The organism is Xanthobacter autotrophicus (assembly GCF_030015065.1).
GTDB classification, from domain to species: domain Bacteria; phylum Pseudomonadota; class Alphaproteobacteria; order Rhizobiales; family Xanthobacteraceae; genus Xanthobacter; species Xanthobacter autotrophicus_D.
Genome location: NZ_JAIVFN010000081.1, coordinates 1 through 21,670, shown reverse-complemented (window position 1 = coordinate 21,670; position 21,670 = coordinate 1). Strand labels below are relative to the sequence as shown.

The window sequence follows — 21,670 nt, the reverse complement described above, 5'->3', positions numbered from 1 at the left end:
GAAATCCTCGCGGTCGTCGCGCTCGTGGCGGGGGCCTCGGGCATCGTCGCGGAAACCGGAGCGGGCCGGGCCGCGCTCGGCAAAGCGCTCCTTGCCCTCGGCGGGGCCACGGCGGAACGGCCGGGCGCCGGCTTCGTCCCTGTCGCCCCTGCGGGGGCCGGGGCGGGCGCCGCGCGCCGGGGCGTCGGACTTCGGCGCCACCACGCGCTCCACCTTCACCGTGCGGCCCTTGCGGTCGGCCACCGAGCCGCGGCTCTCCACGGCATTTTCGTCGCTCATGCGCCGGCGCGTGCGGGGGCCGGCGGGGCGGATGACATCCTCCACCGGCGCGTCGAAATCCTCCTGCCGACGGGCGCTGCGGCGCGCCGGCACCTTCAGGCCGCCAGCCTTGTCGGCGGCGGCCTGCCGCTTGCCGGCCGGGCGCAGCGCCACGCGGGGCGGGGCCTCTTCCAGTTCGCGCTCCATCAGCGGGCCGGCGAAATCCGCTCCCGCGGCGGCGGCGAGGTCCGCGCCGATCTGGTCGCGCAGCACGCGGGTGCGCACCTCCTCGATGCCGCCTTCCGGGACATCGCCCAGCTGGAACGGGCCGTAGGAGACGCGGATGAGACGGTTCACCTGCAGGCCCAGGGCGCCGAGCACATTGCGGATTTCCCGGTTCTTGCCCTCGCGCAGGGATACGGTGATCCAGGCATTGGCGCCCTGCACCCGGTCGAGCTCGGCCTCGATGGGACCATATTCAACCCCGTCAACGGTGATGCCCTTGAGCAGGGTGTCGAGCCGGGCCTGGTCGATCTCGCCATTGGCGCGCACGCGGTAGCGGCGCAGCCAGCCAGTCTCGGGCAGTTCCAGCACGCGGGCAAGGCCGCCGTCATTGGTGAGCAGCAGCAGCCCTTCCGAGTTCAGGTCCAGCCGCCCCACGCTCACCAGCCGCGGCAGGCCGTTGGGCAGGATCTCGAACAGGGTGGTGCGGCCTTCCGGATCGCGGTTGGTGGTCACCACGCCCCTGGGCTTGTGGTAAAGGAAGAGGCGGGTGCGCTCGCGCTCGGGCAGGGGCGCGCCATCCACGGTGATGGTGTCCTCGGCCGTGACGGTGACGGCGGGGCTGGTGAGAACCTCGCCGTTGACGGCGACGCGGCCGGCCTCGATCCATTCCTCGATCTCGCGGCGCGAGCCGAGGCCGGCGCGGGCCACGACCTTGGCGACCCGCTCGGCCTCCTTGGGCGCGGCGGGGGTGAGTTCGCGCTTGATGCGCGGAACGCGGTTCTTGTCCTTGCGGGGCGGTGATGTGCGCGGCATGAGGGGCATCTAAAGCGTTTTCGAGCGAAGTGGATGCCGGTTCGCGTGAAGAAAACGCGTCAACTCATCGATCCGGAGCGTTTTCCCATTTCAGCGAAACGGGAAAACGCTCTAGCACAGGCGAGGCGGCGCGGCGAGCGCGGCGATGACAGAGGCACCATGTCCGGAACCTACATGCAGATGGCGCTGAACGAGGCGCGGGCGGCCGCAGAGCGCGGCGAGGTGCCGGTGGGTGCCGTGCTGGTGCGTGGCGCCGAGGTGATCGCCCGCGACGGCAACCGCACCCGGGAGCTCAATGATCCCACCGCCCACGCGGAGGTTCTGGTGCTGCGCACGGCCGGCGCGCGGCTGAAATCCGAGCGGCTGCTCAACTGCGATCTCTACGTGACGCTGGAGCCCTGCGCCATGTGCGCGGCGGCCCTCTCCTTCGCGCGCATCCGCCGGCTGTATTACGGCGCGTCCGATCCCAAGGGCGGCGGCGTGGAGCACGGGCCGCGCTTCTTCTCGCAACCCACCTGCCACCATATGCCCGAAGTCTATGGCGGCATCGCCGAGCGCCAGGCCGCCGAGGTGCTGCGGGCCTTCTTCCAGGACCGCCGGTAGCCGTCGCGCCCAGGCAGCCGGAGCCTTCAGCTTGACGCCTTCAGGTCGATGAAGTCCTGATTGTTGCGCTCATACCTGAAATTGTAGGGCTTGCCTTCCTCGCAGGTCTCACCGGAGGCCGCCCGGCGTTCCAGCTTGTATTCGGTCCAGAAGGTCTTCCCGCGCAGGTCGGAGTCGAACCTGATGTAGATCGGGGGAGACTGGTTTTCATTCTGCTTGTCGTATTTATGCGAAAAGCTCCGGTTCCAGCCGGGCTGGAGGCGGTAGCTGGTCCAGCTCCCGTCTTTCCCGACCTTGATGTCGAAATTGATCGCGTGCTGCGTGCGGTTGTGGATGCAGGCGACGCCGTAGCGCGTGGCGGCCTGGGCCTCGCTGGTCGTGAAGGTGGCGAGGGTGGCCAGGGTCGCGGCGCACGTCGCCAGCGGCAGGAAAGACGGTGTCATCGGCTTTCTCCATGCTGTCGTGCGTCCAGGGCCTGCCCTGGCGCATGCGATGACGTGTTGTCATTGCGTTAAGCATAGAAAACCGATGCACAGGCACATCCACTGTTTGAGGGATGGACGAATTCGTGGCCCCGTGGGGCCACACAATCTCTTCCCGCAGCCGCTGACCGATGCCGCAGGTGATCTCAGGTGTCGCGCGGGTCGCCGCTGTCAGTCCCCCGCGAGGAACGGCAGCACCGCTGCGAGAACCGCCCCCGGCACCTCCTCGGCGACGAAGTGGCCGGCCTCCACCGCCACGCCATCGAGCTTGGGTGCCAGCACCTTCCAGGCCTCCAGCGGGCTTGCGCCCCGGCTCGGGATGCCCGCCGCGCCCCACAAAGCGAAGGTCGGGCAGGAGAGGGTGCGGCCGGCGGCAAGGTCGGCCTCGTCGTGGGCGAGGTCGATGGTGGCGCCGGCCCGGTAGTCCTCGCACATGGCGTGGAGCCGGTCGGGCGAGCCGATGGCGGCGCGGTACTGGGCTATGGCGCGCGGGTCGAAGGCGGAAAGGTCCTTGTTCGCGGTCCAGCTGGCCATGGTCCAGTCGAGGAACCAGGACGGGTGCGCGCCCACGAGCTTCTCCGGCAGGGGCCTGGGCTGGGCCAGCATGGACCAGTGATAGACCTGCAGCGCTCGCGCCCGGTCCATCTTGTGCCACATGACGTAGGTGGGGACGATGTCGAGCACCACCAGGCGGTCGAGGCGGCCAGGATGGTCGAGGCCGAGCCGGTAGCCGGCCCGCGCGCCGCGGTCGTGGCCCATCAGCGCGAAATGGGCGAAGCCCAGATGTTCCATCACCTCCACCATGGCCGCCGCCATGGCGCGCTTGGAATAGGGGGCGTGGTCGGTGCCCCCTTCCGGCGCGGCGCTCCAGCCGTAGCCGGGCAAATCGGGGATGATCAGGGTGTGCTGCTCGGCAAGCTTCGGTGCCATCTTGTGCCACATGACGTGGCTCTGCGGGAAGCCGTGGAGGAGGAGGAGCGGCGATCCCGTGCCGCCCTGCCGCAGGAAGATGCGGCCGGCTTTGGTGTCCACATAGTGGGAATCGAAGCCGGGGAAGAGGTCGGTGAGATCGGTCATGGCGTCCTCCGTTGTCGTTGCTTCCCCGCGCCGGTATCGCTTGTGCGGGCGGGACGGCTCACCGGGCGCCCAGCACCGCCGCGCAGGCCTCGGGCAGGTCCGCCAGGGTTAGAGGCGGCTTGGGCTTTGCCGGTTCCTTCTCGGGCTTGGGATGCAGCACCGCGTCGGTGAACCACCAGTCCAGCTCCGATCCGCAGCCCTCGCCCGTGGGCGGGGCTTCCTGCGGGCGGCATTCGGGGTTGCCGGGCGGGCAGGTCAGGCGGACGTGCATGTGATAGTCGTGGCCCCAATAGGGGCGCACCTTGGCGAGGAAGGAGCGGTCTCCGCCCGCATCCCGGCACAGCGCCTTCTTGATGGCGGCGTTCACGAAGATGCGTTCCACGCGCGGGTCGAGCGCGGCGGCGCGGACCACCTTCCAGTGGTCGGGCCGCCAGTTGGCGGGGTCGATGTCGCGGCGGTCGGCGCGCACCATCATGGTGGCGGAGAGCTTCTCGCGCTCCTCCCGGCTCAGTTCCCGGCCGGGGCTGGGGGTCAGCCAGATGTCGGCGTCGAGGCCGATCTGGTGGGAGGCGTGCCCGGTGAGCATGGGGCCGCCGCGCGGCTGGGCCATGTCGCCCACCAGGATGCCCTGCCAGGAGGACACTTTCGGCACCTGCGCGGCGAAGCGTTCCAGAAAGGCGACGAGGTCGGGATGCCCCCAGTTGCGGTTGCGGGACAGGCGCATGACCTGCCAGCTCGGTCCATTCACGGGCAGCGCCTCGGCGCCCGCAAGGCAGCCCCTCGAATAAAAGCCGATGGACCGGGCGGCGAGGGGGGCAGGGCCCTCCACCCGGCCGAACAGTTCCTTGGCCGGGACCGGCCCTGCCGCGGCGGGTCGGGCCGCCGGCTTGCCGGGGAGGGACGCGGGCGGCGCAACCTGCTGCGCCAGCGCCGGCGTGCCCGCGAGCAGCAGGCCGAGAAGGGCGGCGGCGCGGGCCATCAGCTCTCCGCCTTGTGGGTGATCACCACGAAGCCGCCGTCGTTGCGGGTGCCGGGATGGGCCGGGAGGTCGGTGACGAACAGGGTCGCCCCCGGCGTCGCCAGGGCGGCCACCTGCCTGTTGATGGAGGGATCCACCGTGATGCGCGCCAGCGCCTGCTGCGCCGCGCCCGGCGGCCGGCTGCCGCCCTCGTAGGAAATGGCGCTCCAGCGCGGCGCGCCCCCGTCCGGCCGCTGGAGCACATAGACCACGTTGCCCAGCGGCTTTGCCGGATCGCGGATGGTGACGGAGCCCGTCACCGCCGTCTGCGCGCCGCGCAGCACGGTGATGGTCCTGTCCGCCCCGCTGACCACCATGGAGACGGGCTCCGGAGGCGCCGGAGCGATGGGGACCGCCGAGCCGGCGGCCGCCGCCACCTGCGCCGTGTCCTCCGGCGGCGCGCCCTGTCCGGTGGCCGAGACGGCGAGCTGCTGCTCCAGCCCTTCGCTCATGAGCAGGCCAGGATGAAGCACGTCCTGCGGCGCGGAATGGGTGTCGGCGATGATCACCGGCGTGCCGAGATGGGTGATGCCGAAGACCAGCTTCGAGAAGGCGAGCGGCAGGTGCACGCAGCCGTGGGAGGAGGGATAGCCAGGCAGCCCGCCCGCATGCAGCGCCACCCCGGACCAGGTCAGGCGCTCGGTGTAGGGCATGGAGGCGTTGTTGTAGATGGAGGAGTGGTGGTCCACATCCTTGCCGAGGATGGTGAAGACGCCGGTGGGCGTCTCGTGCCCGTCCTTGCCGGTGGAAACGGTGGACACCCCGATGCGCACGCTGTTGCGGTAGACGAAGCAGAGCTGGTCGGTGAGGTTCACCACGATGGCGACCAAGCCTTCTGGCGCGCGCTCGGGGTACCAGACCCATTGTCCCGCCTTGAGCGACTTGATGGCCGTGACGTCCGGATCGTTCTCGGCCCGGACCGGCATCAGGGCATCGACGACAAGCGCGCCGGCGAGGGTCGCGCCCAGCCTGAGCGCGCCGCGCCGGGAGAGGTGAAGGGTGAACGGCATGCCTGGCCCCCCAAGGTGCGAATCGCGTTTCTTCTATGTGTGGCGCGCCGCACCGGGCCTGTCCATGCGCAGGGCGTGCCTCACCCCGTCATGGGGATGATGTCGGCCACCTCGATACCTTCGGGATTGATCTGGCAGACGAGGCCGATGGCCTCCACGCCGCGTGCCCGCGCCCGGTCGAAGGCGCGGCCATAGGCGGGATCGAGGTCGCGGGCGAGGCCGATGGTGCGGGCCGAGCCGATCTGGCTCAGATAGACCATGACGGCGCGGTTGCCCTTGTCCGCCTCCGCGCCCAGCTCGTCGAGATGCTTGGCGCCGCGCGCGGTCACGCAGTCGGGGAACTCGGCGTAGCTTGGGGTCCGCATGAGGTGCACGTTCTTCACCTCCACGAGGCAGAGCGGCCTCGCCTCGTCCTCCAGCTGGATGTCGATGCGGCTGGAGAGCCCGTATTTCACCTCGCGCCGCAGGCGGCCATAGCCGGCCAGCGCCGGCACCGCCCCGGCGGCGATGGCCTCCGCCACCAGCAGGTTGGGGTGCATGGTGTTGACCCCCACCAGCTCGGGACCTGAGCCGAAATCGGCCTCCACCAGTTCCCAGCTGAGCGGCAGCTTGCGCGCCAGATTGGTGGCGCGCGACAGCCACACCCGGCTGCCGGGCGCATCGAGCCCCAGCATGGCGCCCGAATTGGCCACATGGACGGTGGTCTCGCTGCCGTCCTCCAGCACCACATCGGCGAGGAAGCGCTTGTAGCGCCGGACGAGACGGCCCGGAATGAGCGGTGTGGCGAAGCGCATCAGCCCTCGGCGCGCGCGTCGCTTTTGCCGTTAAGGCAGATGAGGGTCTGGGTCGCCGTGGCGCAATGGGTGCGGGCCTCCCCGGCCTGCGCATAGACATCCACCCGCACGATGGTGAGGGTGCGGCCGGAACGGGTCACCTCGCCCACCGCGATCAGGCGCTCGCCCTTTCCCGGAGCCATGATGTTGATCTTGTACTCGACGGTGAGCACGGTGGAGTTGGGCGGGAACAGGGTGAAGGCGGCATATCCCCCCGCCGAGTCGGCAATGGCGCCGATGGCGCCGCCGTGGAAGAAGCCATGCTGCTGGGTCACGCCTTCGCCGTAGGGCAACACCACTTCGACCCGCCCCGGCACCACCGCGCCGAGCACGGCGCCCAGGGTCGCCATGAAGGGCTGGCGCGCGAAGCTCTCGCGGACCTTGGCCTCGAACGCGGGATCCGGTGGGGTGAAGGCGAGGGTGGGATGTGCTGGCATGGGGCGTGGGTCATGGTGGGCGGGGGGATGAAATTGGAAATGCGTATGTAATTGAATGTGCAGTACAAAATTACCTATCGTGATAGGCTAGGACGAATCTGGATACCGTAAGAAGCATGATTGATCTCACGAATATCTCCGTTTCCGCGCTGCTGGAACTGCATGGCGATGTCATCGCCGAATTATATCGGCGCGAGATAGTCCGCAGCGCCAACAATCCGACGGGCGACTACGCCGAACTGCTGTTCTCTCGCTCCTTCGGATGGCGGCTCAATGGGAATTCCTCGGCCGACGCGGACGCCACCGACGCAGAGGGTTTACGCTATCAGATCAAGTGCCGAAAGCTGGCGAAGCCGAACGGCTCGCGACAATTGGGCTTTCTTCGCCGCCTGCCGGACCGGCCGTTCGACCGGCTCGCTGCGGTTCTGCTCGATGGCAAATTCCGCGTCCTCCGCGGGGCTATTATTCCTTATGAAGTTGTGCAGACGCTAGCCACATACGTGGATAGCGTCAAAGCTTGGAGGTTCATGCTACGCGACAGCGTCTGGGATTTGCCAACTGTAGTTGATGTGACCGAGGAGTTGCGAAGGACGGAACTCGAAATCTGACGCGGTATTGTGAGGCGTTGGAAGCCTGCGACGAAGTCGCATTCCGCGAAACCCATAACCGATCGGTCGTCCCCTGCACGGCCTTTTCCAATCCGCCGGCGAGCGCGAGCGCCGCATTGACAGGACCGCCCGAGGCCGCCTCTTCTCCGGGAGCGGCGTACCGGCCGTGCCGGAACCATGCGCCCATGAGCTATCTTTATCTCATCATCGCCATCGTCGCCGAGGTCATCGCCACCTCCGCCCTCAAGGCCACGGAGAGCTTCACCCGGCCCGGTCCTTCTGTGCTGGTGATCGTGGGCTATGCGGTGGCCTTCTTCTGCCTGTCGCTGACGCTGAAGACGATGCCGGTGGGCATCGCCTACGCCATCTGGTCGGGGGTGGGGATCGTGCTGGTCACTGCCATCGCCTGGCTGTGGTACGGCCAGAGGCTCGATCTGCCGGCCCTGATCGGCCTTGGCCTGATCATCGCCGGGGTGATGGTGATCAACCTATTGTCGAAGAGCGTCGCCCATTGAAAAAGGCGGCGCCGGTTAGGCGCCGCCTTCTTCGTCCTGTCGGGGCAGACGGGTTCTCGTCAGCTCGGTTCCAGCTCGGGCTCGACCGGGGCCGCTTCCGGCATCAGCCAGTCGAACAACCGTCCGGTGGCCATGCGCTGGGCCTGCAGCACGGCGCCGGCCATGCCCTGGGCGTCCGCCGCCGCTTCCTGCGCCAGGGACAGCGCGGTGGGGAAGGGGGCGGTGAGCTCGGCGACCACTTCGTCGGTGTCGAAACTCAATTCGGCGTCGAACTTGCGCGCGATCTGCTGCATCCGCCGGTTGTGGGCGAGGCAGTTCATGCACAAGGTCCGGATCCCGCGGTTGCGGGCGCTGAGAATCACGCGCTCCAGCAGCTGGCTGCCGAGGCCGTGATTCTGAAACTCCTGCTCCACGCTGAAGGCGGCTTCCGCCTCTCCGGGCAGAACGTCTCCCATGGGATAAAGCTCGGCTGCCGCGCGCAGTTCGCCGTCTACGAAGCAGCCATGCACGATCGCACCCGTGCGGAACACCCGCGACGCGTAGCGCTCGATGAATTCGGCAGACACCGCAGAGCCGAACCTGGACCGGCGGCTCTCAGTATCGAGCCGAAGGAGATGGTCGCGGAATATTCCGGCCTCTCCGGTCCACAGCTTGCGGATGATCCCCGGTGTGACCTCAACGGTCATTGTGGTCTCCAGACTTGGCGTCTTGGAAAGCCCCCCGGTTCCTCCGCAGCGGAATTTAGGTGCGGCGCAGCAAAGGTCAATAGGATTGACATTACCAATAGGTTAAGGCGCTCCCGGAACTGGAGTTCGAATCAAGCAACATATTGATTTATAATATAAATATCCCGTCATGCGCAGGGCGCAGCGCGGGCGTGCCGCAGGGTCGGGTCTCGGCCATGGCCTTGCCGCAATGAATCCGGCGCGACCTCTATCGCACCAGGATGGCCCTGAAATCATTGACGTTCGTCAAGGTCGGGCCGGTGACGACCAGCCGGTCGAGCGCGGAGAAGAAGCTGTAGCCGTCATTGTTGGCGAGGAAGTCCGCCGGCTTCAGACCGCGTGTCGCCGCCTCCTCCAGGATCCTTGAGTCGAACCAGGCGCCCGCATTGTCCTCGGAGCCATCCACGCCATCGGTATCGCAGGAGACGGCGGAGATGCCGGGCCGGCCCTTCAGCGCGATGGCGAGGGCGAGCAGGAATTCCACGCTGCGCCCACCCCGGCCCTTGCCGCGCACGGTCACGGTGGTTTCGCCGCCGGAGAGCAGCACGCACGGCGCCGCCGCCGGCAGGCCATGGGACGCCGCACACGTGGCGATGCCGGCGAAGACGATGGCCGCCTCGCGCGCCTCGCCCTCGATGGCGTCGCCGAGGATGAGGGGGGTGATGCCCAGTTCGCGCGCCTTCGCCTCCGCCGCCTTCAGGGCCATGAGCGGGGTGGCGATCATGTGCACCTCCTGCCCGGGGATGGCATCGCCGGGGACGATGTTGGAGCGAATGACCCGTTCGAGCTTGTCCGTCACCTCGATCCCCCACTTGCGCATCAGGCCCAGCACCTGCTCGGGGTCGGAGGCCTCGGGAATGGTGGGGCCGGAGCCGATGGCGGCCGGATCGTCACCCGGCACGTCGGAGATGAGGTAGGTGACCGCCCGCGCCGGCGCGATGGCGGCGGCCAGCCGCCCGCCCTTGATGCCGGAGAGCGACTTGCGCACCTGGTTCATCACGCCGATGGGGGCGCCGGATTTCAGCAGCGCGGTGTTGAGCGCCTGCTTGTCGGCCAATGTCAGCCCGTCTGCCGGCATGGTCAGCAGCGACGAGGCCCCCCCGGACATGAGGCAGACCACGAGGTCGTCCGGCCCGGCGCCTTTCGCCAGTTCCATGATGCGGCGGGCGGCGTCGAGCCCGGCCTGGTCCGGCACCGGGTGGGATGCCTCCACGATCTCGATGTGGCGGGTGTCGCAGCCATGGCCGTAGCGGGTGACGATGAGCCCTTCGCAGGGGCGGCCCCACTCCGCCTCGAAGGCGCGGGCCATGCGGGCCGAGGCCTTGCCGGCGCCGATGACAATGGTGCGGCCCTTGGGCGGGGCCGGCAGGCGATCCTTGAACTTGCCTTCCGGCAGCGCTGCCGCGAGCCCGGCATCGAACAAAGCGAGGAGGATGTCCCGGTCGGACAGGGGAGCAGAGGTCATGGCGTTCTCCCGCGGCCCGCCGTCGGGGAGGGCCCTTTCATTCGTTTCAGGCCCGGCTGTAGCGGGCCCCCGGCAAGGGATCAATAAGCGGGAAGCGAAAGGCAGCTTTAATCAGGACGGCAAGGTTCGAGGTGCCCCAGGCTCCGCCGCGCGCAGGGGATGCTCGCATCGCTGCGCGCGAAGCCCTATATGCCGGCCATGAACCACGCCACCGGCGACGCCACGCGCGACGCGCCCCATCTCGTCTTCGACCGGCCCCTGCTGCGCCGCCGCCTCGAACGGGCGGCCCGCCTCGGTCCCGAGCCCTTCCTGCTGGAGCGGGCGGCGGAGGACATGGCGGATCGCCTCGCGGCGGTGAAGCGGCATTTCGGGACGGCGGTGGATCTCGGAACGCCCACCGATGCCCTCGCCCGGGCGCTCGATGGCCACGCGACGGTAGAACGCCTGTTCCGGGCCGCGCCGCTCGCGGCAGGCCTTTCCGCGCCCGGCGTGGTGGCGGACGAGGAGGCCCTGCCGTTCGCCGCCGGATCGCTTGATCTCGTGGTGTCCGCCCTGTCGCTCCAGAGCGTGAACGACCTGCCGGGCGTTCTCGCCCAGATCCGGCGGGCGCTGAAGCCGGATGGGCTGTTCATGGCCGCGCTTTTGGGCGGCGGCAGCCTTTCCGAGCTGCGGCAGGCCTTCGCCATCGCCGAGAGCGAGACCACCGGCGGCCTGTCTCCTCGCGTCGCGCCGTTCGCGGATGTGCGGGACCTCGGCGCCCTGCTCCAGCGCGCGGGCTTTGCCCTGCCGGTCACCGACGTGGACCGCGTGGTGGTGCGCTATGGCTCGCCTTTCTCCCTGTTCGCGGACCTGCGGCGGATGGGCGGGGCCAACGCGCTGGTGGAGCGTCGTCGCGTGCCGATGCGCCGCGCGACCCTGCTGCGCGCCGCGGAAGTCTATGCCGAGCGATTCGCCGACCCGGACGGGCGCGTGCGCGCGACCTTCGAAATCGTCTTCCTGTCCGGCTGGGCGCCGCACGAAAGCCAGCAGAAGCCGCTGCGTCCCGGCTCCGCCCGGATGCGCCTCGCCGACGCCCTCGGCGCGCGCGAAGTGCCTTTGCCGCCTGCGGGTACGGACGAGGGCTGAGCGAAGGGTCGGTCCCGGAGCATGGCCGACGCTGCGGGGATGATGCATTCCGGTCCGGATGCACGCTAGAAAGGCTGGCCGCAGGGGCGGCTTGAGCACGGGGGAGCGGATGAGCGGACAGGCGGGCCAAGGCGGCGGGCGGGAAGAGCCGGTTCTCATCGGCGGATTCCCCCATGTGCTGCCCATCACCACGCGCTGGGCGGACGTGGACGTCTACGGCCACGTGAACAACGTGGTCTATTATTCCTATTTCGACACGGTGGTGAACGAGCAGCTGGTCTCGGCCGGGCTGCTGGACCCGCAGACGAGCCCGATCATCGGCCTGGTGGTGGAGACGCGCTGCACCTACTTCCGCAGCCTCACCTATCCGGCCCCGGTCAAGGCGGGGATGCGGGTGACCAAGCTCGGCTCCTCGTCGGTGCGCTACGAGATCGCCCTGTTTCAGGGCGAGGACCCGCGGGCGGCGGCGCAGGGGCATTTCGTCCACGTCTATGTGGACCGCGCCAGCCAGAAGCCGGTGCCCATACCCGATCCTGTTCGCGCGCTGCTCAAAACCCTGGTGGTGTGAAAGGCGGCGAGGGCTTCCTGGAGCCCCTGAAGACGCTCAAGTCCGGAAAACGCACATGCCCCGGACGAGCCGGGGCATGGCGGAATGGCAGGGGATTCGAGCCGGCGTCGGGCTCAGGTGATGTACTGGGCGCCGTTGACCGTCATGGTCGAGCCGGTGATGAAGCCGGCATCGTCGGAGGCGAGGAAGACCACGGCGCGGGCGATGTCCTCCGGCTCGCCGAGACGGCCCACCGGGATGGTCGCCACGATCTTGGCCAGGGCTTCGGCGGGCACGGCCTTCACCATCTCGGTGGCGATATAGCCGGGGGCGATGGCGTTCACCGTGATGCCGGAGCGGGCGCTCTCCTGGGCGAGGGCCTTCACGAAGCCGATTTCGCCGGCCTTGGCGGCGGAATAATTGGTCTGGCCGAACTGGCCCTTCTGCCCGTTGATGGACGAGATGCAGATGATGCGGCCGAACTTGCGCTCGCGCATGCCCTCGATGACCGGACGGGTCATGTTGAAGGCGGAGTTGAGGTTGGTGTTGATCACCGCGCTCCACTGCTCCAGCGACATCTTGTGGAACTGGCCGTCACGGGTGATGCCCGCATTGTTCACCAGCACATCGACCGGACCGACCTCGGCCTCCACCTTGGCGATGCCCGCCTTGCAGGATTCGAAATCGGACACGTCCCACTTGAAGGCGGGAATGCCGGTCTTTTCGGTGAACGCCTTGGCGGCTTCGTCGTTACCGGCATAGTTCGCGGCGACCTTGTAGCCGGCGGCTTTCAGCGCCACCGAGATCGCTTCGCCGATTCCACGCGTGCCGCCCGTGACCAACGCGACGCGTCCCATGGTTCCCTCCTCACTCTATTGGCTCGACCTGACGACACTTCACCCGTGCCCCGGGGCGGGTCGAGCCACGCCCGGACGGTTTAGCAAGTCTGTATTTCCGTTTGGAAACAGCGGGCCGCGATGGAAGGTCGCGGCCCGGTTGCGTACCCGCAAAGGTTGTGCGCCTTGCTGCCCGGTGGCCGGGCAGCAAGGCGCACGCAGGTCGCTGGCTCAGTCGCGCGCGAGGCACATGGCGATGCCCATGCCGCCGCCGATGCACAGGGTGGCGAGGCCCTTCTTCGCGTCACGCTTCTGCATCTCGTGCAGCAGGGTCACGAGGATGCGGGTGCCCGAGGCGCCGATGGGATGGCCGATGGCGATGGCGCCGCCGTTCACGTTCACCTTGCTGGTGTCCCAGCCGAGGTCCTTGTTCACGGCGATGGCCTGGGCGGCGAAGGCCTCGTTGGCTTCCACCAGGTCGAGGTCGGAGGTGCTCCAGCCGGCCTTCTCCAGCGCCAGGCGGGAGGCGGGGATGGGGCCCGTGCCCATGACGGACGGATCGACGCCGGCCTGCGCCCAGGAGACGATGCGGGCCAGCGGGGTGCGACCCTCGGCCTTGGCCTTGGCGGCGCTCATGAGCACCACGGCGGCGGCGCCGTCATTGATGCCGGACGCGTTGCCGGCGGTCACCGTACCGTCCTTGGCGAAGGCGGGCTTCAGCTTCGCCATGGCGTCGATGCTGGCGCCGTGGCGGATATATTCGTCCTGGTCCACCACCACGTCGCCCTTGCGGGTGGAGATGGTGACGGGGACGATCTCATCCTTGAACTTGCCGCCCTTCTGGGCTGCTTCCGCTTTGTTCTGGGAGGCGACGGCGAACTCGTCCTGCTCCTGGCGGGTGATCTGGAACTGGCGCGCCACGTTCTCGGCGGTGTTGCCCATGTGGTAGCCGTTGAAGGCATCCCACAGGCCGTCCTTGATCATGGTGTCCACGAACTCGAGGCCGCCCATGCGGGTGCCGTTGCGCACGTGGGCCGCGTGGGTGGACTGACTCATGGATTCCTGGCCGCCGGCCACGACGATCTCACTGTCGCCATTGACGATGGCCTGGGCGCCCAGCGCCACGGAGCGCAGGCCGGAGCCGCACACCATCTGCACTTCCCAGGCCGGGACCTCGATGGGAAGACCGGCCTTCAGGGAGGCCTGGCGGGCGGGGTTCTGGCCCTGGGCGGCGGTGAGCACCTGGCCCAGAATCACTTCGCTGACGGTGTCGGCGGGAAGGCCGGCGCGCTCCAGCGCCGCCTTGATCGCGATCGCGCCGAGTTCATGGGCGGGCAACGGCGCGAGCGCGCCATTGAACGACCCGACCGGGGTGCGCGCTGCGCTGACGATGACGACCTCGTCCTTCATGGGTGTGTCTCCTGGGGGAAGATCAGGCGGGCGGCTTTGCGCCTCGTTGACTGTGTGGGAATGCCAGTGCCGTGTGGAAGCTCGCCTCTATCGTGGCCGGGGGCGACCATGTGTCAATGACCCATCTCATGGCAAGGGAGCGCCAGCCGCAGAATATTGAACCTTCGTCTGGGCGACGTCCCGATGACGCTGGCGCGCAGTGCGAAAGGCCGGTGCGCGGCGCACATAAAGTGGTAGCTCTACACTTGGAAACGCCTTAACCTGCGGCAGCGCCCAAGGAAAACGGATGACCGGACAATGGCAAAATCGCAAGAGCCAGTCACCATTAAGAAATACGCCAACCGCCGCCTCTACAACACGGGGACGAGCACCTATGTGACCCTCGAAGACCTCGCCAACATGGTTAAGGAGGGCGAGGATTTCGTGGTGTACGACGCCAAGAACGGCGAGGACATCACGCATTCGGTGCTGACGCAGATCATCTTCGAGCAGGAAAACAAGGGCCAGAACCTTCTGCCCATCGCTTTCCTGCGCCAGATTATCCGCTTCTACGGTGACAGCATGCAGATGCTGGTTCCACGATACCTTGAAGCGTCCATCGACAGCTTCACCAAGGATCAGGAAAAGTTCCGTGAGCACGTCGCCAAGACGCTGACGGGTGGTGGATTCGTCGGCGGCCTCGACGATCACGTGCGTCGCAACATGGAGATGTTCGAGCGCGCGTTCCACATATTCCTGCCCTTCCCGAAGGGCGAGGAGCCTGCGGGAACGGCTCCGGCGGCTTCGACGCAGACCCCTGCGGCCCCGGCGGCGGAGCGCAGCGACGATCTCGACGCGCTCAAGCGCCAGATGGCCGACATGCAAGCCAAGCTGGAGCAACTGGTGCCCAAGAGCGACCAGAAGCCGGAAGGCGGCAGCGGTAACTGATTCTGCAGACCGGTGCAGGCGGTTCCGCCGGCCGGTCTGCTGGACTCCACCCCTCGCGCGGAAATCGCTGGCGCGATCCGATCAGTGTGAATCACTCAGATTGGATCGTCCTTGGCGTCCCAGCTGTTCCAGCTCAGGAGCGCCGAGCGCCACGACTGGTCCCCTTTGGGGTGCGCCAATCAATATTACCGGGACGGCCCATGCTGCGGAACTTGTCGCGTGGGTTGATTTGCCGCGCGACAAGCCGGTTTTCGCAGTTTGTCTGTTTTTGGGGCGTGCCTGTTCTTGCGGCGCGACTATTCGCGCGGCTCGATGGCGAAATCGCGCTGGGCTACGCGGACCGAGACAGAGAAGCCGGCGACCACGTCCAGCAGCATGATGCACAAGAGGATGGCGAACACCGAATTGCCGGCCTGCCGCACCAGCAGAAATTCCACCATGGCGATCACGAACACCAGCATGGACAGCATGTGGTCGATGATCGAGCGGTGGGTGATCCGCGTCGCCTTGAGAATCTCGAAGAACAGGAAGAGCAGGCTGAGCGCGATGAACGTCTCCGCCATGCTGATGGTCCATTCCGCACCCGACAGCATGGAGACGGTGGTCAGCACGGTGGACCACGCGATGCCGGGCATCAGGAAGGTGATGATGTTGTAGATCGCGAGGGGAACGATCAGCAACGGGACGGGCGTCAGCATATGTGCTCCTCGGACCGCGGTGCCGCGGGCGCGCGACTCTGAGAGCTTCGCGCCGAACGCTGCGGATGGGTGACACATCGGGGACGAAAAGTCACGGTCCCGCGCTGCGGCGTTGTGTGCCCCGGCCGGATTCCGGACTCGCGGAAATAGGGCCTCGCGGAAACGGGGCATCGCGGACAATGGGGCGTTGCGGACAATGGGGCGTGGGTGCCCGAAAGGCGCGCCCCGAAAGCCCCGGCCGGCTCGGCCTGGGGCATCGGCCGCACGGGATGCGCCGGCCGTCCGCTTTCAGCGGCGCCGGAGAATCGGCGCCGCGCAGCAGCCTCAGGCTTCGGCCTTGGGCTTCAGGATCTGGCGGCCGCGATACATGCCGGTCTTCAGGTCGAGGTGATGCGGACGGCGCAGCTCGCCCGAATCCTTGTCTTCCACATAGGTGGGCTGCTTCAGCGCGTCGGCCGAGCGGCGCATGCCACGGCGGGACGGCGAGGTCTTTCTCTTCGGGACAGCCATTGTCCAAACTCCTGAACGGCGTAACGGGGCAAGCGCGGCGTGATCGCTCGAACAAAGCGCGCTGCCGACTTGGCGAACTTGTGATCGTGAAACGCGCCGCAGGTTGAGCCGAGACACGAGCCGCCCTGGAGCCGCTCGCCCGGGGCCCGCTGAACGGCCAGCATTCCCGATTGAAGGCGCGCCTTATACAGGCTCGCGCGGGGGAACGAAAGCCCCCGGCGCGATTTCCAGTCGCGTCATGCCGCAACAATGCCCTCTTGTCAGGTGAGGAGAGCTAAGCGAGGTTGCGCCCGCTTCGGCCAGCCCGAGGCCATTCCGAGGAAACCGGACCCATGATGCGCTCCGCCAAGACCCGTCTTTTCGCCGCCGTGCTTGCCGCGACGGTTTCCGCAGCGACCGTCTCGGCGGTGCTGGCGCAGGGGGCTGCCCCGGCCGCCGTTCCCGCCGCCGCGACACAGGCGGCGCCGGCCGCAGATCCCGTGGTCGCGACCGTCAATGGAACGCCCATCCGCCAGAGCGAACTCACCATCGCCCTCGATGATATCGGCTCCGGCCTGCCGCCCCAGCTCCAGGGCCCGCAGCGTGAGGAATATGTTCTCTCCTTCCTCACCGACATGACGCTTTTGGCCAAGGCCGCGGAGGCGCAGAAGCTGGACCAGACGCCGGACTTCCAGCAGCGCCTCGCTTATGCCCGCACCAAGGCCCTGATGGAAACCATCATGACCCAGGAGGCCAAGAAGTCGGTCTCCGAGGAGGCCAAGCGCAAGACCTACGAGGAATTTGTCAAGTCCGCGCCGGCTGAGACCGAGGTCCGCGCCCGTCATATCCTGGTGGATGACGAGGCCAAGGCCAAGGAGATCGCCAAGAAGGCCAAGGCCGGCGAGGACTTCGCCAAGCTCGCCAAGGACTATTCCAAGGACAGCGCCGAGGACGGCGGCGATCTCGGCTACTTCACCAAGGACCAGATGGTGCCCGAGTTCGCCGACGCCGCCTTCAAGTTGGAGAAGGGCCAGGTCTCCGACCCGGTGAAGAGCCAGTTCGGCTGGCACGTCATCAAGGTCGAGGACAAGCGGCAGAAGCCGGTTCCCACCTATGAGCAGGTGGAGGACCAAGTGGAGCAGTATCTGGTCCGCAAGGCGCAGGCGGATCTGGTCACAAAGCTGCGCGCCGACGCCAAGATCGAGAAGACCGCGGCCCCGGCTCCTGCTGCTCCCGTCCAGCCGGTCGCTCCGGCTCCCGCGGCTGATCCCGCCAAGAAGTGAGCAACGGCGCCCTCGGGGCGCCGGTTTGTCCGGAAGGGGCGCTTCGGCGCCCCTTTTTCGTGGCGGGGCTGGCGCCCGACGCCCTTGCGTGGATGGCCTTGGCCAGCCCGCGCGGCGCGTGAGCGAACCCGCGGGGCGTCGGCCGAAGAAAAAAGGTTGATGGAATCAGAGCTCTTCCAGCCCCGCCTTGGCGCGGGCATGGAGCTTGGCGGCGTCGAGAATCACGTCCTTGTCGGGGTCATGCACCACCGCGCCGAAACTGCCCGCGAGCGCAGCGCACACGCCCATGGCGCTCACCTGCTCGCGCACGTCACCGCTCCACTTGAAGTCGACGGCCACATCGCGCCCGCCGAGGGCCTCGGCCAGCGCGGCCGATTTGGTGCCGGTGTCCACGTCGCCGAAGCGGATGGTGAAGCCGGCATCCTCGCCGTCGAGGGTGCAGGGCAGGTAGCCGGACGATTCGAACGGGACATAGCCGTCGTCGAGCACCAGCTTGAGTTTGAGGGCGTCGATGGCCTTCTGAAGCGCTGCGCGGTCGGGAACATCGCTGCGGGACAGGAAAGCGGTCTGGGCGCGCGCCATGGCGGCTCCTCCAACGGGATCAATGAAAAGGGGCTGCCGACGGGGCCGGCAGCGGGCTCTGAAACGGGAAAAATCTTAAAGCCGATCACCGGCGCGCGGAAGATCCGCGCGCCGCGACTTGAAGCCCGCCGATCCCGCGGCCCCCTTCCGAGGGAGAAAGGGCTTCGGGGTCAGGGCGTGCCGCCGATGCAGGCGCGCGACGGCGTGGCCAGGGCGGCCCATACGGCCGTCACCGCATTGGCGTTGTTGCAGCGGTCGGCGGTGGGCTCAAGCTGCTCGTGCAGGTTCATCTGCACCGGCTTGGACAGCCACCAGCTCATGGACACGTCGCGGACCTTTTCCGGCGTGGCCTGTCCCACCGGGCAATGGCCGTCCTTCACCGCCTCGGGCCATACCCTGATCTGTACGAGATTGGCGCCGCACCGGGTGCCGAAGCGGGCATCGAGCCAGTGGGTGGCGGTCGCCACCGCGAGCCGTCCACGCCCGCTGCGCACCGCGCCGATCGCGCCGATGGGGCCGGTCGCCTCGGTCAAGGCGGCCTGGTCCGGGGCGTCGGGCACCACCACGCCGCTGCTGCTGCGGGCGGTGCGTTCCTCGGTCAGCACGCTCGCCGGATCATTGGAGATGACGAGGATGAACGGGGCGAGCCGCGGCTCCACTTCCACCATGGCCTCGGCGAGCTCGAGCGCGCTCTCGACGCCGAAATTCTCGAAGTAGCCGCCGTCCACGATGCGGTCCACCACGTCCGTGTCCACCTGGTAGATGGAGCCCGGCGGCGAGATCACCGGGAAGCGGGCGGAATTGGTGGCGGCGGTGGACAGGCGCACGTCGAGGTCGGACCGTACCAGGCCGTGGAAGTCGATGGCGTGCGTGAACAGCGCGCATTCGGCGTTGGGGCCGCCCGAGGGGCAGCGGCCGTTGGCGGCATAGGTGGGCAGAAGGTCGGTGGTGATGATGCGCTGGCCGGTCTCCACCGACGTTCCGTTGAGAATGAGGAAGGGCACCCAGCGCTCCGGATCGCGGGGCGTGCCGAGGAAGGGGGCGGCGAGCCGCTCCGCCGAATCGGGCGCCGCCTTTCCATCCGCCGCGCGCACATGGCGGGCGAAGTTCTGCTCCCAGGACTGCTCCAGCAGCGCCGCGCGATCCGAGAGGAAGAGCTGGACCTGATCATGGAAGGCGAGGCCGAAGAAGGTGGCGGTCAGGTAGTCGCCGGCCGTCATGGTCTCCAGGCAGTCGCGCCAGCCGGCCACCGTCCCGCCGAACCAGCCCTCCGGCGTCTTGTCGGGGCAGGGGGCGGCGGCGCCGGTGCGCGCCGCGAGCGCGGCTGCCACAACGGCGGCGCCGTAGGACCCGCCGGACACGCCGGAAATGGCGAAGATGCGCGTCGCCATGTCCTTGCCGTTCAGGGCCTGCTCGATTTGCGGGGTGAAGCGGCCATCGTCGCGGGCGGCGCGGTTGATCTTGGATCCGTCGGCGCGGGTGAAGGAGAAGGCGGTCTTGTGCTTCTCGAAGTCGAGGAAGTGGCCGATGACGCTGGCGGTGAAGAAGCCCGCCCGGCTCGCCCCGCCGGCGGCCGCGATGATGACCGGCCGCGGGCAGGAGGAGGGCTCCTCGGCGCAGCCGTTGGCGCGCATCCACAGCTTGACCGCAGGGAGCAGCGACGTGCGCCGGTGCGCCGGCTCCGTTGCCGTGAGCGTGCGCACCGCGTGGTTGTCGCCGAACAGATAGGTGCCGATGGCTCCGGCGAGGAAAATGCCGGTGAGGATGGGCACATGGAAGCGCCGTCCCACCGAAGACAGGTAGCTCAGGATGGGGACCCAGCCACCCAGAATGAGCGGCACCGCGAAGGCGAGGGGCAGGCGCTGGGCCAGCCAGTGGGGGCTCGCGGCGAGCACCACGATGACGAGGAGCGCATAGGCCAGCAGCACCAGCCGGCCCGTGGCGTGGAGTTCCGCTTCGGGGTCGTCGGGCCGCGGCGCGATGCCGAGCATGGCGAAGATGCCGGCCAGGCGTCGTCCCAGCGCCGCATCGAAGCCTTTCAGGGGGCCATGATCGGTGACCAGCCCGCGCAGCAATGTGTAGGCATAGAAGGCGGGCGCGCCTGCGAGCATGGTCCAGGACAGCAGAACGAGCTGGTCCCTGGCGGCTGCCATGGCCGGCCGGTCGGCAAGGGTCGGCAGGTTGTCCACCGCCTTCATGGCGCCGATGGCGAAGGCGACGAAGGTGAGCGCACCGAGCAGGCGCGGCACATGCCGCAGCATCTGGCAGAAGATGAAGTCGGTCTTGCGCCCGCCGGCGACGGCGGCGGCGCTGCGGCGGGCGAGGACGGCGGCGATCCCCTCGTCCGTCTCCAGCAGCAGGCGGGCGGCATAATGCACCGGCATCGCCCAGAGCAGGAAGACGGCGGCGAGGAGCGCGATCATGGCGCGGGACAGGCCCGCCGCCGCGCCCACGGGCGCGCCCGCCATGGCGACGTCGAGCGTGACGTCCTGGGCCGGGGTCACGGCGGCCATGAGCAGCAGGCCGAGCACCACGCTGGCGAGCGGCACCCGGACCACCCACAGGATCAATCCGAAATCGAGGATGCGACCCCAGATCCGTCCCAGCAGATAAGATGCGCCGGGCGTTACCAAGGTACGCTTGAGCCCGAATTCCGTGTTCACAGGCTCGATTTTCATGCGTGCCTCCAGTCCCCGCACGCATGTTTACACTACAACTTTCGGCCAACATAGACAACGGCCGGCCGCGATGAAGCGAAACCGGCCGTCGTCGGGCGTCAGATCTTGGGGGTCAGATCTTGGGCGCCGGTTCTTGGGCGTCAGGCCGCCGCGATCAGATCATCGCCATGCCGCCGTTCACGTGCAGGGTCTGCCCGGTCACGTAGGCGGCCTCGTCGGAGGCGAGGTAGACGCAGGCGGCGGCGATGTCCTCGGGGGTGCCGAGCTTTGCCGCCGGCACCGCCTTCAGGATGCTCTCGCGCTGCTTGTCGTTGAGGGCGTCGGTCATGGGGGTGGCGATGAAGCCGGGGGCGACGCAGTTCACCGTCACCCCGCGCGAGGCTACTTCCTGGGCCAGCGACTTGGACATGCCGATCATGCCGGCCTTCGCTGCGGCATAATTGCCCTGGCCCGCATTGCCGGTGACGCCGACGATGGAGGTGATGGAGATGATGCGGCCCGAGCGGCGGCGCATCATGGTGCGCACCGCCGCGCGCGACAGGCGGAAGGCGGCGGTGAGGTTCACCGCGATCACCTGGTCCCACGCCTCGTCGGAGAGGCGCATGAAGATGTTGTCGCGGGTGATGCCGGCATTGTTGACGAGGATGTCGATGTGCCCGCCCAGCGCCGCCTCGGCGGCCGGCACCAGCTTCTCCACCTCTTCCGTGCTGCCGAGATTGCAGGGCAGCACATGGATGCGCTCGCCGCCCAGTTCGCCGGCGAGGGCGTCCAGCGCCTCCTTGCGGGTGCCGGAGATGGCGACGATGGCGCCCTGGGCGTGCAGCGCCTTGGCGATCGCGCCACCGATGCCGCCGGTGGCGCCGGTGACGAGCGCGGTCTTGCCGGAAAGATCGAACATGTGTGCCCCCAGTCCTTTATCGGGTATCCGGCGTCAGGCCGGTATGTTTTTCGATGGGGCGGGAGCGCGTGCTGCGGCCACTCCCTCTCCCGCTTGCGGGGGAGGGCCGGGGACTGTCTCTTATACAC

At 68.1% G+C, this 21,670-nt stretch carries 23 protein-coding genes; 7 read left to right on the top strand and 16 right to left on the bottom strand.

Annotated elements, in window-relative coordinates; translation table 11 throughout:
- A partial coding sequence (locus K9U40_RS24840; protein ID WP_432715922.1) for a pseudouridine synthase occupies positions 1 to 1,296 on the bottom strand: 1,296 nt, incomplete at its 3' end.
- A 159-nt stretch (positions 1,297 to 1,455) separates the two neighbouring features.
- On the opposite strand from K9U40_RS24840, the gene K9U40_RS15845 reads away from it, so the two are divergent.
- Entirely contained in the window at positions 1,456 to 1,899 is a 444-nt protein-coding gene (locus K9U40_RS15845) for a nucleoside deaminase (RefSeq protein ID WP_149574911.1), read from the top strand.
- 26 nt (positions 1,900 to 1,925) lie between these two features.
- Here K9U40_RS15845 and K9U40_RS15840 read toward each other — a convergent pair whose 3' ends face one another.
- The 6 genes from K9U40_RS15840 to K9U40_RS15815 all read right to left on the bottom strand — a co-directional run bounded on the left by K9U40_RS15840 (position 1,926) and on the right by K9U40_RS15815 (position 6,756).
- Complete coding sequence (locus tag K9U40_RS15840; RefSeq protein ID WP_282891105.1) at positions 1,926 to 2,342, bottom strand: hypothetical protein; 417 nt, start codon at positions 2,340 to 2,342, stop codon at positions 1,926 to 1,928.
- 210 nt (positions 2,343 to 2,552) lie between these two features.
- Positions 2,553 to 3,458 carry an alpha/beta fold hydrolase gene (locus tag K9U40_RS15835; protein ID WP_282891104.1) on the bottom strand — a complete coding sequence of 302 codons (906 nt, stop codon included), beginning with the start codon at positions 3,456 to 3,458 and terminating at the stop codon, positions 2,553 to 2,555.
- Positions 3,459 to 3,516: 58 nt separating this feature from the next.
- Positions 3,517 to 4,437, bottom strand: coding sequence for a penicillin-insensitive murein endopeptidase (gene mepA, locus K9U40_RS15830; RefSeq protein ID WP_282891103.1), 921 nt, complete (start codon positions 4,435 to 4,437; stop codon positions 3,517 to 3,519).
- Positions 4,437 to 5,486 carry a L,D-transpeptidase gene (locus K9U40_RS15825; protein ID WP_282891102.1) on the bottom strand — a complete coding sequence of 350 codons (1,050 nt, stop codon included), beginning with the start codon at positions 5,484 to 5,486 and terminating at the stop codon, positions 4,437 to 4,439. Before K9U40_RS15825 ends, mepA begins: the two co-directional genes overlap by 1 nt.
- Before the next feature lie 80 nt (positions 5,487 to 5,566).
- Positions 5,567 to 6,280 (bottom strand): DNA/RNA nuclease SfsA, encoded by a 714-nt coding sequence (gene sfsA, locus K9U40_RS15820; RefSeq protein ID WP_282891101.1) that lies wholly within the window; start codon positions 6,278 to 6,280, stop codon positions 5,567 to 5,569.
- Positions 6,280 to 6,756 carry a PaaI family thioesterase gene (locus K9U40_RS15815; protein WP_282891100.1) on the bottom strand — a complete coding sequence of 159 codons (477 nt, stop codon included), beginning with the start codon at positions 6,754 to 6,756 and terminating at the stop codon, positions 6,280 to 6,282. Before K9U40_RS15815 ends, sfsA begins: the two co-directional genes overlap by 1 nt.
- A 116-nt stretch (positions 6,757 to 6,872) precedes the next feature.
- Here K9U40_RS15815 and K9U40_RS15810 point away from each other — a divergent pair, with 116 nt between their 5' ends.
- Together K9U40_RS15810 and K9U40_RS15805 are read left to right on the top strand one after the other, a co-directional pair.
- Entirely contained in the window at positions 6,873 to 7,364 is a 492-nt protein-coding gene (locus K9U40_RS15810; RefSeq protein ID WP_282891099.1) for a hypothetical protein, read from the top strand.
- Between the two features lie 185 nt (positions 7,365 to 7,549).
- A complete protein-coding gene (locus tag K9U40_RS15805; protein WP_282891098.1) occupies positions 7,550 to 7,879 on the top strand; it encodes a DMT family transporter in 330 nt (109 codons plus the stop codon).
- Between the two features lie 59 nt (positions 7,880 to 7,938).
- Here the strand turns inward: K9U40_RS15805 and K9U40_RS15800 are convergent, their stop codons facing one another.
- Both K9U40_RS15800 and K9U40_RS15795 read right to left on the bottom strand, forming a co-directional pair.
- Positions 7,939 to 8,565, bottom strand: coding sequence for a GNAT family N-acetyltransferase (locus K9U40_RS15800; protein ID WP_282891097.1), 627 nt, complete (start codon positions 8,563 to 8,565; stop codon positions 7,939 to 7,941).
- 247 nt (positions 8,566 to 8,812) lie between these two features.
- Positions 8,813 to 10,069 (bottom strand): glycerate kinase type-2 family protein, encoded by a 1,257-nt coding sequence (locus K9U40_RS15795; protein WP_282891096.1) that lies wholly within the window; start codon positions 10,067 to 10,069, stop codon positions 8,813 to 8,815.
- A 189-nt stretch (positions 10,070 to 10,258) separates the two neighbouring features.
- Between K9U40_RS15795 and K9U40_RS15790 the strand changes: the two genes are divergently transcribed.
- Positions 10,259 to 11,194 (top strand): methyltransferase domain-containing protein, encoded by a 936-nt coding sequence (locus K9U40_RS15790; protein WP_414114991.1) that lies wholly within the window; start codon positions 10,259 to 10,261, stop codon positions 11,192 to 11,194.
- A 109-nt stretch (positions 11,195 to 11,303) separates the two neighbouring features.
- Complete coding sequence (locus tag K9U40_RS15785; protein WP_282891095.1) at positions 11,304 to 11,762, top strand: acyl-CoA thioesterase; 459 nt, start codon at positions 11,304 to 11,306, stop codon at positions 11,760 to 11,762.
- 113 nt (positions 11,763 to 11,875) lie between these two features.
- On the opposite strand, the gene phbB is transcribed toward K9U40_RS15785, so the two are convergent.
- Positions 11,876 to 12,598 carry an acetoacetyl-CoA reductase gene (gene phbB, locus K9U40_RS15780; protein WP_282891094.1) on the bottom strand — a complete coding sequence of 241 codons (723 nt, stop codon included), beginning with the start codon at positions 12,596 to 12,598 and terminating at the stop codon, positions 11,876 to 11,878.
- Positions 12,599 to 12,808: 210 nt separating this feature from the next.
- Positions 12,809 to 13,987, bottom strand: coding sequence for an acetyl-CoA C-acetyltransferase (locus tag K9U40_RS15775; protein ID WP_282891093.1), 1,179 nt, complete (start codon positions 13,985 to 13,987; stop codon positions 12,809 to 12,811).
- 297 nt (positions 13,988 to 14,284) lie between these two features.
- Between K9U40_RS15775 and phaR the strand changes: the two genes are divergently transcribed.
- Positions 14,285 to 14,914, top strand: a complete 630-nt coding sequence (phaR, locus tag K9U40_RS15770; protein WP_282891092.1) for a polyhydroxyalkanoate synthesis repressor PhaR — start codon at positions 14,285 to 14,287, stop codon at positions 14,912 to 14,914.
- A gap of 296 nt (positions 14,915 to 15,210) precedes the next feature.
- Here the strand turns inward: phaR and K9U40_RS15765 are convergent, their stop codons facing one another.
- Entirely contained in the window at positions 15,211 to 15,612 is a 402-nt protein-coding gene (locus K9U40_RS15765) for a hypothetical protein (RefSeq protein ID WP_282891091.1), read from the bottom strand.
- A 324-nt stretch (positions 15,613 to 15,936) separates the two neighbouring features.
- Positions 15,937 to 16,122, bottom strand: a complete 186-nt coding sequence (rpmF, locus tag K9U40_RS15760; protein WP_012115088.1) for a 50S ribosomal protein L32 — start codon at positions 16,120 to 16,122, stop codon at positions 15,937 to 15,939.
- A 332-nt stretch (positions 16,123 to 16,454) separates the two neighbouring features.
- Here rpmF and K9U40_RS15755 point away from each other — a divergent pair, with 332 nt between their 5' ends.
- The gene (locus tag K9U40_RS15755) at positions 16,455 to 17,384 is read left to right on the top strand and encodes a peptidylprolyl isomerase (protein ID WP_282891090.1); all 930 of its coding nucleotides are present in this window, start codon (positions 16,455 to 16,457) and stop codon (positions 17,382 to 17,384) included.
- Positions 17,385 to 17,549: 165 nt separating this feature from the next.
- Here the strand turns inward: K9U40_RS15755 and K9U40_RS15750 are convergent, their stop codons facing one another.
- From K9U40_RS15750 to fabG, 3 genes are all read right to left on the bottom strand, one after another.
- Positions 17,550 to 17,966, bottom strand: a complete 417-nt coding sequence (locus tag K9U40_RS15750) for a hypothetical protein (protein ID WP_282891089.1) — start codon at positions 17,964 to 17,966, stop codon at positions 17,550 to 17,552.
- A gap of 170 nt (positions 17,967 to 18,136) precedes the next feature.
- Positions 18,137 to 20,644, bottom strand: coding sequence for a hypothetical protein (locus K9U40_RS15745; protein ID WP_282891088.1), 2,508 nt, complete (start codon positions 20,642 to 20,644; stop codon positions 18,137 to 18,139).
- Between the two features lie 154 nt (positions 20,645 to 20,798).
- Positions 20,799 to 21,542: a 3-oxoacyl-[acyl-carrier-protein] reductase gene (fabG, locus tag K9U40_RS15740; RefSeq protein WP_282891087.1), complete on the bottom strand. Its 744-nt coding sequence runs from the start codon at positions 21,540 to 21,542 to the stop codon at positions 20,799 to 20,801.
- Between the last annotated feature and the right edge of the window lie 128 nt (positions 21,543 to 21,670).